This is a genomic window from Bacillus sp. M13(2017), assembly GCF_002218325.1.
GTDB classification, from domain to species: domain Bacteria; phylum Bacillota; class Bacilli; order Bacillales; family Bacillaceae_G; genus Bacillus_A; species Bacillus_A thuringiensis_K.
In genome coordinates, this window is the sequence record NZ_KZ268505.1 from 13,041 (window position 1) to 25,779 (window position 12,739).

Genomic DNA, 12,739 nt, shown 5'->3' on the forward strand with positions numbered 1-12,739 from the left:
GGGGTGGTGTTATGATACTTTTAACGATAGGAGCAATTTTGTTAACGTTATTTATTTTCTTTATTATCAGTTTCATTACGTTTATGATGTTTGTTGATAAGGCGACACCTCAAATATATTATACACCTTGTGAATCAGTGACAGTGAAAGCTAAAGGTAAACATAGAAGGAAGAAAAGTTGAATGTTGGCTTTTCTTCCTTCTTCTATTACATCCCGGAAAGAACTAACAACAATAATCCAAATAAAAAACTAGTCAAGGAAAGAAAACAGATACATATTGAGAATACACGATTATTTCCCCATTCGCGCCAGAAAGTTATAAAACCTAAAATACAAAGGAAAAACCAAATGGGTAAGAATATGAACTCACTAATTTTCTCGGGAAGTAACGAATAAAAAGTTGTTACATATAAGATCCAATTAGTAAAAAATAAAAGGCAAACGATAATAGATTGTAAGTAGGGACGTTTGGAAAACTCCCCCTTTTTTACGGTTACGAAAATAATAGTTAGCACTGAGAAAAAGGCAATGAATATGAAAATAAGTAAGAGTAATGTAAGTGTCATTTACATCTCCTTTATAAGAGTGTTTTTTACAAGAAATGAATCTATTACATTATATGCTTGTTTTGTAGAGTGCCCGTTATATTTTTCAGTGTACGGATTTAGAAATCCATGTTCACCGTGTAGTTGTTTTATTTCTAATAAAGGATTCTTTTGTTGCTGCAATGTGTGAATTAAAGAGGATACTGAAAAACTAGATTCTTTTTCAGGGAATATAAGTAATGTAGAGCATGTAGGCTTTATGTGAACATAGTCGCGTATACGAGAACCGTAACATCCGATAATAAAATCTATTTTCGGATTGTTACTACATAGCCATGAGATGGTAGCTCCAACACTAAAGCCGATAAGTCCAATATGTGTATAACTACTAGAAAGATGAGAAATGAATTCTTCAATTTGCTTTTTTCCATCATCAAATCCAATATGATTTACAAAATGTTCATATGCTTTTTCTTCATCACTGTAATGAAATGCATGTTGTAAGTGTAGAAGATTAGGACAGAATACATCTATATGAGATGAAGTAAAGTGCTGGATAACGTGATGCATATGGTCGTTCACACCATATATTTCATGAACAATAACGAGAGCTAATTTTTCCTTCATAGTTATAAAGTACCTCTATGAAACTTAAATTCTTTCTCAACAAGACAAATACGCAGGTGAAAGTTTTCATACCATTGCTCACGACCTCTTTTTTTCGCTTCTTTATGTAAGGTGTTCTTCTTCCAATTTTCAATCGCATCAAGTGATTCCCAATAAGAAATTGTTATTCCGAGTCCAGAATTACCTCGTGCACTTTCTACACCTAAAAATCCAGGTTGTTGCTTTGCAAGTTTCTCCATTTCTTCGGCAACGGTATTATAGTCAGTTGTATTATTTGATAAATTAGAAGTGAATATAACTGCATAATAAGGCTGGTTTTTTTCTAAATTAGATGCCATTATTTTTCCTCCTTAATGTATAGTACGAATAATTAATCCATAGTTTGTATTTTAGCAGGTCACAAAAAGAAAAGAAGTAGAAAATTCTTATTTTTTTAGCTCATGTAAAATAAAGAGTTGAAGAAATTTATAATAAGTAATCTGAAAGAAGAAAAATGCCACTTCAAAAGAGAAGTGGCATTTCTTATATTTCCTCTAAGCTATTAACTGGAACAGTTAATTCGCGTCCTGGGTTTTTTACTTCATATATGCGGGCGGTTTCATTGCTTTCATCGACGTGTTGAATCATAACAGGCATGCCTTGAAAATTGACATTGGCTTGTTCTGCTGACATAGAAAGCTCTATTGCACGTTGTATATTCATTTATATTCCTCCCATCATTATTATCTTTGCTAAAAAAGAGGAATAATATACCATTTAGAGACATTTTTAAAGTTTTTGTATTATTTGTAATGTTTCTTTAATAAATGAAGTGAAGATGGAATCAGGATAACCATCTATCGTTTGAACTGCTTCTTTTGCTTCTTTCAGAGCAGCTGGTTTATCTTGAAGTTCTATATGACACAGGGCACGATATGATCCAGTTGTTAATAACCATGACTGATCAAGTGGATGACTCATATAATCTGGAATATTAGCACGTTTTAATGTTTCCAAAGCTTCCTCGTAACGTTTTAAACCATACAGAGATTTTCCTTTTTCAAGATAATACAATCCATCGTCTTGAAAAATCGGTACATCTTTTAGTTTTTCTCGGAATTGTTCTAAATGTTCTAATGCAATTGTATATTCATTTGTAACGGTATTGTAGTAATAAGCTTTTAATATATCTATATTTGCAGCGGATAAAGTATCTTCTGTAAAAATGGCAAATTGCTCAGATTTTTTTATGTAATATAAATATCGTTCTTTATCAGCTGTAATGACTTTTTGGTAAGATAAAATCCGGTAAAATTCATCTGTTTTATAATACACTTGATGCTTTTTTGAAAATGCAAGTGCATCTAAAATGACTTTTTCACATTTTTCATAATTGCCGTATGCGAGTAAAATAATGGCTTCTTTTAAGTATAGTTGTATATGTGTAATCAGATCCATTTCTAAATTCTTTGCTTTATATTCATCACGAATTGTAGCAATCATCTGTAAACATTCTTTATATTTTTTACGTTTGAAGAGCATATAGTAAAACAGTAGTTTCGTTTCAGTGCTTTCTCGATATAAAGTATATTTTTCAAATATAGAAACAGCAGTTTCAACGTAATATTCAATATGATAATCGTTCATAATAACTGCTCCTGTTAGGAACTGTTTATATAAGCGAGCTGTATTTAAAGTAGAAGGTAGCTCTGTTTGAACGATAGGTAGTAAAGTCTTGTATACTTCATCGCATTTATTTGCTTTTATTAATGGCTCCATTTTTTGAATGAGTTCTACAATTTCTCCTTCATCTTCTTCTAATAAAAAGCTCATTTCACATTCAAGTTTTTCAGCAATATATTGTAATGTTTTCATAGAAGGTGTAGCTTTTCCATTTTCAATTTGACTAAGCATACTTTTTGTCAGTTCCGAACCTGCCAGTGCTGTTTGCGTAAGCTTTTTTTCTTTTCGTAATGCTTTAATTTTTTCACCGAGAGTCGCCATATTATTGCTCCTTTATATTTAAGAAGTTTAATTGTATTTAACTTTTTGTTGTGAAAATTGGAAAGTTGATTATATAATAAGTTTAACACAATTTAACTTTTAAGGGGAGAGAGTCAAAAATGGGAGATATAAGTATAGGACAACATGATTCAAGAATGAAGATTGCAACTAGAAATATCATTTTAATGATGATTGGAAAAATGACGTCTTTATTAGGCTCAGGTATTTATACGTTCGCAATGGGGTTATATGTATTAAAGACTACTGGTTCAGGGATGGGGTTTGCAATTACGCTCGTTTGCGGATCAATTCCAAGGATGATCTGTGGCCCAATTGCTGGTGCTGTAGCAGACCGTGTGAATCGAAAATGGCTTGTCATTGGTACTGATTTATTAAGTAGTTTAACGATGCTTAGTATGTTTATTCTTGCTACTATATTTGGACCATCACTTCTTTTTATTTATATTTCAGCAGCATTATTATCAATTTGTGCAAGTTTTTATTCCGTTGCATTAACTTCGTCTATTCCGAGTTTAGTAGATGAAGGACGTATTCAAAAAGCGAGTGCTTTAAATCAAACGGCGGCTTCTTTATCAAATATTTTAGGGCCGATTATTGGCGGAGTTGTATATGGTTTCTTTTCAATTCAGTCGTTCTTTTTGTTAAATAGTATTACGTTCTTTTTAGCGGTTATTTTGCAATTATTTATCGCATTTGATTTATATAAAAAAGAAGTGGCTGAGAGTACAGAGCATTTCTTGACGAGTATAAAAGAAGGTTTTTTATATGTAAAAAGACAACGTGAAATATATGGTTTAATGAAAATAGCATTGTGGGTAAACTTTTTTGCGTGTGGTCTAACAGTTGCACTTCCATACATTATCGTCCATACATTGCATTTATCTTCAAAGCAACTCGGTACTGTAGAGGGAATGTTAGCAGTTGGGATGTTAATTGGTGCAATTGCGTTATCAGTACGTAAAGAAGTGAATAATCCGTTTCGTTCTATTTATACTGGACTGTTTTTGTTTGCAGGTTTAAGTTTATGTACAGTCTTTCCGTTGTTAGTTATCATTCCAAAAGTAGCAAGTTTTATTTACTATATTGCTTTTATGATGTTAACTGGTATAGCAATTATGATTGTAAACATTCCAATGCAAGTACATATGCAAAAAACGACAGATCCGAGCTACCTAGGGCGTGTGTTTGGCCTACTTGAAACAATTGCGACTGCAATCGCACCACTTGGTATGATTGTATATGGACTACTATTAGATATGTTGCCAACTAGCATTGTTATGATGACAATAGGCGGAGGTTTATTGTTAGTTGTATTAGTTGGAGTAAAGCAACATATGGCGAAAAAACAAGTAGATGTGTCCGCTTAAAAATAAGAAAATAATAAAAATTTGACTTATCATTATAAAAATGACTAAATTAGTATTTTAGTTTTTGAAACTCTTTTTCATGTATGTTAAAGTAAAGTGAGCTTGCAAAGAAAAGGAGACAACAGCATGAAAAAATTAAGTTTTGTTATGCTTTTTCTGTTAGTCGTGATGGCTGGATGTAGCAATTATGACACATATATTGAAACAGGTATGCAATCATTGAAAGATGAAAAATATAGTGATGCAGCAATGTGGTTTGAAAAAGCAGAAAAAGAGAAGTCCGGGAATGAAGCGAAATCATATAAAGAAATGGCCGAGAAAATGGATCACGGAGCAACAGCATTAAAAGACGGTAAGTATTTAGAAGCGAAAGACATTGCAAATGAAGTGTTACAAATGAAAAAAGACGATGCACTTGAAAAAGCTGTAACATCAAATGCAGAGAATATGCTTCAAAAAGCAAAAGATGTGGAAGAGAAAGTAAATGAAAGAGTGGCAAAGCGTAGAAAGGTAGAAGAAGAAGGAATCGATAAAATTATTAAAGCTGTCGATAGTATAGATGAAGTGAAAGAAAAAGAGAAGAAAGTATCAGAAGCATTAGATAAGGCTGAAGAGGCGCAAGCAAAAATTGAGGCAAAGAAAAATAAATAGATTTATAGTTTAAAAGGCTGTCGTGCATAACGACAGCCTTTTAATTTTTTGTTGCAAATGAAGTGATGCTCTGTAGTAAAAAAGAAATGATTTTAGAATTCCATCTGTCCTCATGATGAATCGTATAAATATTACGCTGAAATTCAAATTCAGGGATTGGTATATAGCATAGCTCATTTCGTTGTATTTCTTGTTCGATAGCCAGTTTAGAAATCAAGGCAATTCCATTACCATATTTTAAAATTTGTTTCATCGTTTCTAATGAGTCTAATTCAATTTCTGATTGGAATGTAATGTTGTGCGCTAACGTCCATTGTGTAAGTAAGTCTCTCGTTGTAGATGGATTACGATGCAATAGTATGCGTTCCTTTTTGATATTTTGTAACGATACATTGTCTTTCTTTGAAAAATGATGTTCTTTGGAAAAAGCAAGAACAAGTGTATCGGGCATTATATTCGTTTGTTTTAAAAGTGGTTCATCAAATGGAGCAGCGGAAATTATCCCAAGATCGATTTCGTGATTTTGTAGCATCATTCGAATTTCAGGGGCTGTTTTAACTAGTAGTGTTATTTTTATATTGGGAAATTCACATTGAAATTGATGAACGACTTCTGGCAAAAGATAAGTCGCTGGTACATAACTAGCGCCGATTGTTATAGCACCTTTATGAAAATCTTTAAACTCTTGCGTGACACGTCTAGCTTCTTTCATAAGTGCATCTATTTTACAAGCATAATGGTGCAAAGCCTCACCAGCCTCTGTTAAGAAATACCTTCCAGAACGTAATTCGAATAAAGACACACCGAGTTCTTCTTCTAAGCTTTTTATATGAAATGTAATAGTTGGTTGTTTAACGCCAAGTTTTTCTGCAACGATTGTAAGCTTTTTGTATTTCTTAATAAGTACTACAATTTCTAATTTTAAGAGATTCATTATGAATTGCCGCCTTTTTATTTTAACTATAGAAAAAATCTATAGAAATAAATAGTTTATTAGAAGTTTTTTAATTTAATCTTTACAGTACATTAACATTCAGTATAAATCTTCCATATAGAATGAAAGCAGGTTAAGAATGAGGGGAGAGAGGTGAAACGATGGATATTATAATTAGTGGATTAGAAAAAACATTTGGAAAAACACAAGCGTTAAAGCCATTGCAGATTGTAATGAAACAAGGGGAATTCACTACACTTTTAGGACCTTCAGGATGTGGGAAAACGACTTTACTTAGAATGATAGCAGGACTTGAAGACCCAGATAAGGGAGAAATATATTTTGGAGAGCAGTGCATGTATTCTGCTACAAAAAAGATAAAGACATCTCCTCATGAACGGAATATCGGTATGGTATTTCAAGATTTTGCTTTATGGCCGCACATGACTGTTTTTGAAAATGTTGCATTTGGTTTAAGGGCTACAAAACAAACGAATCATTTACGAGAAAAAGTAGAGGATGCGATAAAGCGAGTTCGCCTGCAAGGTATGGAGAAAAGGTATCCACATGAACTTTCTGGTGGACAGCAACAACGTGTCGCATTCGCTAGAGCAATTGTAACAAAACCTCATTTTATTTTGTTTGATGAACCGCTAAGTGCACTCGATGCAATTTTGCGAGAAGAAATGAGAATAGAGCTTATGGATATCGTTCATTCCATTGGTTTAACTGCACTGTATGTCACTCACGATCAAACAGAAGCAATGTCAATGTCAGACCAAATTATTGTCATGAAACAAGGAGAAGTATTACAAAAAGGAACACCGGAAGATATTTATGTGAAACCGTCTCATGAATTTGTTGCCAAATTTGTTGGTAAGGCGAATTGGCTTGTAGAGGGTGAAAAAATGATTCGTCCAGAGCATGTGAGTTGGACAAAAAATGATGTGTGCGAAATGTATACAGGTGAAATTCAGCACGTTATATATGTAGGAGAACGTTATGAAGTGAAAGTAAATATGGGGACTTTAGGCATCTGGACAGCCTATCACAATAGTAAGCTAAGCATCGGGAAACCAGTATCTTTATATGTGCCAAAAAAATGTATTCATCATATAGGGGGAGAATCGTATGAAGAAATTCAGTTCGCTTAAGTCTTTATTTGTATGTACTTTACTATTTTCTACTGTAGTAACAGGTTGTAGTTCAAAGACAGGTAATGCAGATGCAAAAAGTGAAAATACGAATGAAAAGAAAATTGTTGTATATAGTGCAGGGCCAAAAGGATTAGCAGAAAAAATTCAAAAAGACTTTGAAAAGAAAACTGGTATAAAGGTGGAAATGTTTCAAGGGACAACTGGTAAAATTTTAGCGAGAATGGAAGCTGAAAAGAAAAATCCAGTCGTTGACGTTGTCGTACTCGCTTCCTTACCAGCGATGGAAGGATTAAAGAAAGAAGGTCAAACGTTAGCTTATAAAGAGGCGAAACAAGCTGATAAGCTGCGTTCTGAATGGTCAGATGATAAAGGACATTATTTCGGGTATAGTGCTTCAGCATTAGGGATTGTGTACAATACAAAAAATGTGAAGACGGCGCCTGAAGATTGGAGCGATATAACGAAAGGAGAATGGAAAGGGAAAGTGAATCTTCCAGATCCAGCACTTTCAGGTTCAGCTTTAGACTTTGTAACAGGATACGTGAAAAAGAATGGACAAGATGGATGGAATTTATTTGAGCAGCTTAAGAAAAATGAAGTTACAGTAGCAGGAGCAAACCAGGAAGCGTTAGACCCAGTTGTAACAGGTGCGAAAGATATGGTCATTGCGGGTGTTGATTATATGACGTATAGCGCAAAAGCAAAGGGTGAACCTGTTGATATCGTATATCCAAAAAGCGGAACAGTTATTAGCCCACGTGCAGCGGGGATTATGAAGGATAGTAAAAATGTTGAAGGTGCAAAAGAGTTTATTGATTATTTGTTATCCGATGATGTACAAAAACAAGTTTCTAAAGCGTATTTATTGCCGGGTAGAACAGATATAAAAGCTGAAAATAGACCAAATGTAGAAGAGATTCCAGTATTAAATATTGATTGGAAAACAGTTGAGAAAGAGCAAGATGAAATAGGAAAACAATTTAAGAAAGTATTTCAATAAGATGGTGATTCCATGGTAAATCGATTCGTATCAGTAAGACAATTTGGAATGACGGTAGCGTTATTACTTGTGGCGATGTTAATCGTCATTCCACTTTTTCTTATTTTATTTTCTAGTGTATATGAAAATAGCAGTTGGAATTTTTTAAAGCCTTTTGAAGTGATGCAGAGTGGTGGATTAGCTGGAATTTTTCTAAATTCGATGCTTCTAGGTGTACTCGTTGTAATAGGAGCTACAATATTTGCATTTCCATTGGCATTTATTATGAGCAAAACAGATGTAGGAAAGTATAGTAAGTTAGATATTGTTTTTATGATTCCATTTATGACACCGCCGTATATTGGATCGATGGGCTGGATTTTGTTCATGCAACCTAACGGCTATTTTGAACAATTTTTCCCGATGCTAAAGACAGTTTCATCATCGTTTTTTAGTTTAGGAGGTATGGTATTAATTATGAGTCTGCATTTATTCCCATTCCTTTATTTCATGCTGAAAAACACGTTACTTCAGATTGGGAGTAGTAAAGAAGATGCTGCAGCAGTTCATGGCGGAAGTTTTTTCTATCGCTTAAGAAAAATAATATTGCCGTTATTAGTATCAAGTTATGTAATGGGTGCTTTACTCATTTTCGTAAAGACGATTGCTGAATTTGGAACACCGGCTACATTCGGACGTAGAATAGGATTCCACGTGTTAACATCAGAAATCCATAAATTTATTTCGAGTTGGCCTATTGATTTTAGTAGTGCAACAGCATTATCTTCTTTATTACTTAGTGCTTGTATGCTCATTTGGTATATGCAAAATGTATTGAATCGAAAGTATTCATATGCAATGGTTAGTGGAAAAGGTGTGAAATCTAAAAGATATACTTTGTCTATATTTACGCGCGTTGTAGCATGGATGTATGTAGTTGGTTTATTAATCGTATCAATTGGAATTCCATACTTTTCTATACTTATTGCATCTTTGTCAAAATTAAGAGGCGACGGTTTACATGTAAATAACTTTACAACAAGCCATTATGAGGCATTGTTTACAATGGGATCTCCGGGATTAGAGGCTTTATGGAATAGTTTTCTTTTTTCACTAGTAACAGCGATTATTGCGGTAATGATTGGAGTCTTTTTGGCACTTATGATTCGAAAGGGGAAAAAAAACTCTGAAAAATGGCTTGATATGTGCGGTATGTTACCGAATATGGTACCAGGAATCGTTATGGTTGTAGGTCTTATTCTATTTTGGAATTCACCATATATGCCTATGTCAATTTACAATACACCAATCATGGTTATCGTAACGTATGTTGTTCTGTTTTTACCTTACACGGTGCAATATGTAAAATCATCACTCGGACAAATTGATGATTCTCTCATGCAGGCAGGAAGTGTTTTTTCTGGAAATTATATTTATATTTTTAGAAAAATAATATTGCCTCTTATTATCCCAGGCATTCTTGCTGGATGGGCGATGACATTTACAATTTCGATAAGAGAGTTAGTAGCATCGCTTCTCGTATTACCTCCATCAGTAGAAACGTCAGCAACGTTTATTTTTGCTCAATTTGAACAGGGTGAAGTATCTATAGGCATGGCGATGGCCGTTGTTTCTGTTGGACTTACAACAATGTGCTTATTACTGCTGCAACATATGGAGCAAAAGCGAAAAGGGGTAGCATGATGAGGGTAGAAGTATGGGGAGGAGCAGGAGAGTACGGTCGCTCTTGCTATTTTGTAAAAAATAAAGAGACGAAAATAGTATTTGATTGTGGTATTAATCGATCTTATGAGAATGGTTATCCAAAAATAGAGAGAGAAGCTGTTCCATTTTTAGATGCGGTATTTTTATCACATATTCATGAAGATCATACGATGGGTTTACCTTTATTAGCGAAGTATGGCTATAAGAAAAAAATTTGGACGACTCGTTATACGAAGGAGCAACTGCCGTTATATTATGAAAAATGGAGAAACTATAATGTGATGCAAGGATGGAATTTACCTTATAGCGACCAACATATAAAAGATTTAAATTATGTATGTATTGATGAGATTAGCAATCCAAATGAATGGTTACAAATTACTCCTACATTGCGGTTTCAGTGGGGGTATAGTGGGCATGTATTAGGAGCTGTTTGGTTTTTAGTTGATATGTGTAATACATACGTATTTTATTCAGGCGATTATTCAGCAGAGTCTAATATACTACGAGCTAATTTACCTGAGAAATTGGGCCACAATATAAAAGTTGCAATTGTAGATGCCGCTTATCACACAGATGATGTTTCGCAAAATGAAAGATTAGACGACCTATGTGCAGAAATTGAACGAGTTATGCAAAATGAAGGAATAGCATTATTACCGCTGCCACAACTTGGTAGGGCGCAAGATATAGTATTGTATTTATATGAACGATATAAAGAATTTCCGCTTATAGTAGATAAAGAAATTTTGGCTGGATTTGAAGAGATGTTCATATATAAAGGTTGGATAAAAAATAATGAAGAACTTAAATGGATTATGGAGAGTTTAAAAAGAAACATAATAGTTATGGATAATGACATTAGTATGCAAAATAGTTACGGAATAGTTGTAATGAGTGATGCGAATATGCAAACGAAACGAGCACAGTTATACTATGAACAACTTCGGAATGAAAAACGGAATGCCGTTATTTTTACTGGGCATATTGCGAAAGGGAGTTTTGCAGAAAAAGTTATGAAAGAACATGTAAGGAGTACATGTAGGGTGAAGCGAGTTCCGTATAAAGTTCACCAAAGTATAAGAGACGTTAAAGAGATGTTAAATACATTATTACCAGAACATACGGTGTTAGTGCACGCTTTGAAAGAGGATACGGATCGATTACAACAGAAGCTAAGTACAGCAGGATATGAAAATGTATATTCACTTGCAATGGAACGTATAGAAGTCATTTGAAATGTAAAGGGGATAGGTATATGAAAAAAGTATTTGTATTCGTCAGCATTTTCTTTTGTTGTTTCCTTTATAACGTTAAGGAAGGGTTTGCAGCTAGTCCAATGAAACCTAGTTTTGAAGTAAAGTTATTATTGAAGCCAGAACAAGTATTAGGTGATAACAAAGAGATGAAGCAAGAGGTGCTAGAACATTTCCAGGCTGGTACAAAATATGAAAGAATACAAGTGCAATTTTTAGATACTGCGAATAAAAGTTTAAGCGAGGAAGGTTGGTTTGCTAGAATTCGAAAGAAAGAATTTAGTAAAGATTTTGAATTAACATATAAAAAAAGATATCCTATTCCAAATGGTGTAATTCAAGATGCACTAGAAGTAGCTAAAAAAGAAGGATTCGATAGTAATATGGATAGTTATGAGGCGGAAATAGATTGGGGATTTGAGAAGAAAACATTAAGCATTTCAAATAAGAAAAGTTACAGCGCTAAAGGATATGGGATACTTGATTTACCAAATGAACAAGCTGCTCAAAACATGTTAATAGAAAAATTACCAGGGAAAATGAACAAATGGTTGTATACAAATTGGGGAGAGGAAATGTTAAAGAATTCCCGTATTTACGGTCCTGTATTAATGAAACGATATACAGGAGAGTTTGAAAACATAAAAGCAAATATTGAAATTTGGCCATTAAGTAATACCGGAAAATTAGAAGATGACTTCGTAATAGAAGTGTCATTTAAAACAAATGAAGAAAGTATTGCGACAAAGCAAAGGGAATTATTAATGGCGAGTTTAGAGAAAAAAGGCTGGTTGTTACCGAAAGATAGTTTGAAGACAGAGCTTATTTTTCAGTAAATGAGAAAAAAGGAATCCATATTTCGTGGATTCCTTTTTCTAATATATGAGTATTAAGCTAAGTCAGCTGACACGAACATATCACTATTTTGAAGGTTTTTAGAGCGTAAACTATAAGCAACTACCTTCTTTTTATATTGTTTTACAACATCAACATGCTCTTCATGACTATAAATATAAAATGTGAAATCTTTTTTACCACGTTTTGCATTGATAATTAAAGGAGTACCCTCATTGTGTGGCGGTGCATAATAGCGATCTAAAAATAAACCTTCGTTAAAATCATGAATAATTTTTGATTTCTTTTCGCCTACTAAGTTATTTCCGTTCATTGTAACAGTCACATTCTCTTCTTCCAGTTGTGGATGTGTTTCAAAGCGACTAATAATGGATTCAATAACAGAGTTAGGAAGGCTAGAAACGATAATTTTAAATGCTCCAAATACAACTAACATTACAATAAACCAAGTCGTCATAGTATATCATCCCCTTTATTCTATTTAATAATATAACTCATATGGTAATAGTACATATGGTGAAGTTTTGTATAATTTGTGAAAAATATGCCATTTTTACGAACGAAATATTAGAAAAATCAATTTTGTTACAAAAAGTTGAAATTGAAGTATTTTAAAAGAAAAAGGTTTATAATAAAAA

At 33.5% G+C, this 12,739-nt stretch carries 16 protein-coding genes; 9 read left to right on the forward strand and 7 right to left on the reverse strand.

Annotation, left to right across the window (positions count from 1 at the left end):
- Window positions 1-11: 11 nt before the first annotated feature.
- Window positions 12-182: a DUF3951 domain-containing protein gene (locus CGQ22_RS15120; RefSeq protein WP_089148915.1), complete on the forward strand. Its 171-nt coding sequence runs from the start codon at window positions 12-14 to the stop codon at window positions 180-182.
- Window positions 183-207: 25 nt separating this feature from the next.
- On the opposite strand, the gene CGQ22_RS15125 is transcribed toward CGQ22_RS15120, so the two are convergent.
- The 5 genes from CGQ22_RS15125 to CGQ22_RS15145 form a co-directional block, all read right to left on the reverse strand.
- Window positions 208-567: a hypothetical protein gene (locus tag CGQ22_RS15125; protein WP_089148916.1), complete on the reverse strand. Its 360-nt coding sequence runs from the start codon at window positions 565-567 to the stop codon at window positions 208-210.
- Window positions 568-1,173, reverse strand: a complete 606-nt coding sequence (locus CGQ22_RS15130; protein ID WP_089148917.1) for a dienelactone hydrolase family protein — start codon at window positions 1,171-1,173, stop codon at window positions 568-570.
- A 2-nt stretch (window positions 1,174-1,175) separates the two neighbouring features.
- Window positions 1,176-1,511 carry an antibiotic biosynthesis monooxygenase family protein gene (locus tag CGQ22_RS15135; RefSeq protein WP_000157887.1) on the reverse strand — a complete coding sequence of 112 codons (336 nt, stop codon included), beginning with the start codon at window positions 1,509-1,511 and terminating at the stop codon, window positions 1,176-1,178.
- Between the two features lie 184 nt (window positions 1,512-1,695).
- Window positions 1,696-1,875 (reverse strand): H-type small acid-soluble spore protein, encoded by a 180-nt coding sequence (locus CGQ22_RS15140; protein ID WP_001025731.1) that lies wholly within the window; start codon window positions 1,873-1,875, stop codon window positions 1,696-1,698.
- Window positions 1,876-1,941: 66 nt separating this feature from the next.
- Window positions 1,942-3,156 carry a helix-turn-helix domain-containing protein gene (locus CGQ22_RS15145; RefSeq protein ID WP_089148918.1) on the reverse strand — a complete coding sequence of 405 codons (1,215 nt, stop codon included), beginning with the start codon at window positions 3,154-3,156 and terminating at the stop codon, window positions 1,942-1,944.
- A gap of 119 nt (window positions 3,157-3,275) precedes the next feature.
- Here CGQ22_RS15145 and CGQ22_RS15150 point away from each other — a divergent pair, with 119 nt between their 5' ends.
- Window positions 3,276-4,544 (forward strand): MFS transporter, encoded by a 1,269-nt coding sequence (locus CGQ22_RS15150; RefSeq protein ID WP_089148919.1) that lies wholly within the window; start codon window positions 3,276-3,278, stop codon window positions 4,542-4,544.
- Window positions 4,545-4,670: 126 nt separating this feature from the next.
- Window positions 4,671-5,195 (forward strand): COG3014 family protein, encoded by a 525-nt coding sequence (locus CGQ22_RS15155; protein WP_000736424.1) that lies wholly within the window; start codon window positions 4,671-4,673, stop codon window positions 5,193-5,195.
- Window positions 5,196-5,235: 40 nt separating this feature from the next.
- On the opposite strand, the gene CGQ22_RS15160 is transcribed toward CGQ22_RS15155, so the two are convergent.
- Window positions 5,236-6,129: a LysR family transcriptional regulator gene (locus tag CGQ22_RS15160; protein WP_001050614.1), complete on the reverse strand. Its 894-nt coding sequence runs from the start codon at window positions 6,127-6,129 to the stop codon at window positions 5,236-5,238.
- Window positions 6,130-6,290: 161 nt separating this feature from the next.
- Here CGQ22_RS15160 and CGQ22_RS15165 point away from each other — a divergent pair, with 161 nt between their 5' ends.
- The 5 genes from CGQ22_RS15165 to CGQ22_RS15185 are packed head-to-tail and all read left to right on the forward strand — an operon-like array spanning window position 6,291 to window position 12,082.
- Window positions 6,291-7,283, forward strand: a complete 993-nt coding sequence (locus CGQ22_RS15165; RefSeq protein WP_000351365.1) for an ABC transporter ATP-binding protein — start codon at window positions 6,291-6,293, stop codon at window positions 7,281-7,283.
- The gene (locus CGQ22_RS15170; RefSeq protein WP_000714713.1) at window positions 7,261-8,286 is read left to right on the forward strand and encodes an ABC transporter substrate-binding protein; all 1,026 of its coding nucleotides are present in this window, start codon (window positions 7,261-7,263) and stop codon (window positions 8,284-8,286) included. Before CGQ22_RS15165 ends, CGQ22_RS15170 begins: the two co-directional genes overlap by 23 nt.
- Window positions 8,287-8,298: 12 nt before the next feature.
- Window positions 8,299-9,969 carry an ABC transporter permease gene (locus CGQ22_RS15175; protein WP_089148920.1) on the forward strand — a complete coding sequence of 557 codons (1,671 nt, stop codon included), beginning with the start codon at window positions 8,299-8,301 and terminating at the stop codon, window positions 9,967-9,969.
- The gene (locus CGQ22_RS15180; RefSeq protein WP_033667064.1) at window positions 9,966-11,228 is read left to right on the forward strand and encodes an MBL fold metallo-hydrolase; all 1,263 of its coding nucleotides are present in this window, start codon (window positions 9,966-9,968) and stop codon (window positions 11,226-11,228) included. The genes CGQ22_RS15175 and CGQ22_RS15180 overlap by 4 nt, the downstream gene beginning before the upstream one ends.
- 20 nt (window positions 11,229-11,248) lie before the next feature.
- Window positions 11,249-12,082 carry a hypothetical protein gene (locus CGQ22_RS15185; protein ID WP_089148921.1) on the forward strand — a complete coding sequence of 278 codons (834 nt, stop codon included), beginning with the start codon at window positions 11,249-11,251 and terminating at the stop codon, window positions 12,080-12,082.
- A 53-nt stretch (window positions 12,083-12,135) separates the two neighbouring features.
- Here CGQ22_RS15185 and CGQ22_RS15190 read toward each other — a convergent pair whose 3' ends face one another.
- Window positions 12,136-12,558, reverse strand: coding sequence for a YfmQ family protein (locus CGQ22_RS15190; protein ID WP_000214579.1), 423 nt, complete (start codon window positions 12,556-12,558; stop codon window positions 12,136-12,138).
- A 41-nt stretch (window positions 12,559-12,599) separates the two neighbouring features.
- Between CGQ22_RS15190 and CGQ22_RS15195 the strand changes: the two genes are divergently transcribed.
- Window positions 12,600-12,716, forward strand: a complete 117-nt coding sequence (locus CGQ22_RS15195) for a hypothetical protein (protein ID WP_002011946.1) — start codon at window positions 12,600-12,602, stop codon at window positions 12,714-12,716.
- Window positions 12,717-12,739 lie beyond the last annotated feature (23 nt).

Coding starts and splice junctions, on each gene's coding strand:
- CGQ22_RS15120 (WP_089148915.1), top strand. CDS start 12: ATGATACTTTTAACGATAGGAGCAATTTTGTTAACGTTATTTATTTTC.
- CGQ22_RS15125 (WP_089148916.1), bottom strand. CDS start 567: ATGACACTTACATTACTCTTACTTATTTTCATATTCATTGCCTTTTTC.
- CGQ22_RS15130 (WP_089148917.1), bottom strand. CDS start 1,173: ATGAAGGAAAAATTAGCTCTCGTTATTGTTCATGAAATATATGGTGTG.
- CGQ22_RS15135 (WP_000157887.1), bottom strand. CDS start 1,511: ATGGCATCTAATTTAGAAAAAAACCAGCCTTATTATGCAGTTATATTC.
- CGQ22_RS15140 (WP_001025731.1), bottom strand. CDS start 1,875: ATGAATATACAACGTGCAATAGAGCTTTCTATGTCAGCAGAACAAGCC.
- CGQ22_RS15145 (WP_089148918.1), bottom strand. CDS start 3,156: ATGGCGACTCTCGGTGAAAAAATTAAAGCATTACGAAAAGAAAAAAAG.
- CGQ22_RS15150 (WP_089148919.1), top strand. CDS start 3,276: ATGGGAGATATAAGTATAGGACAACATGATTCAAGAATGAAGATTGCA.
- CGQ22_RS15155 (WP_000736424.1), top strand. CDS start 4,671: ATGAAAAAATTAAGTTTTGTTATGCTTTTTCTGTTAGTCGTGATGGCT.
- CGQ22_RS15160 (WP_001050614.1), bottom strand. CDS start 6,129: ATGAATCTCTTAAAATTAGAAATTGTAGTACTTATTAAGAAATACAAA.
- CGQ22_RS15165 (WP_000351365.1), top strand. CDS start 6,291: ATGGATATTATAATTAGTGGATTAGAAAAAACATTTGGAAAAACACAA.
- CGQ22_RS15170 (WP_000714713.1), top strand. CDS start 7,261: ATGAAGAAATTCAGTTCGCTTAAGTCTTTATTTGTATGTACTTTACTA.
- CGQ22_RS15175 (WP_089148920.1), top strand. CDS start 8,299: ATGGTAAATCGATTCGTATCAGTAAGACAATTTGGAATGACGGTAGCG.
- CGQ22_RS15180 (WP_033667064.1), top strand. CDS start 9,966: ATGATGAGGGTAGAAGTATGGGGAGGAGCAGGAGAGTACGGTCGCTCT.
- CGQ22_RS15185 (WP_089148921.1), top strand. CDS start 11,249: ATGAAAAAAGTATTTGTATTCGTCAGCATTTTCTTTTGTTGTTTCCTT.
- CGQ22_RS15190 (WP_000214579.1), bottom strand. CDS start 12,558: ATGACGACTTGGTTTATTGTAATGTTAGTTGTATTTGGAGCATTTAAA.
- CGQ22_RS15195 (WP_002011946.1), top strand. CDS start 12,600: ATGGTAATAGTACATATGGTGAAGTTTTGTATAATTTGTGAAAAATAT.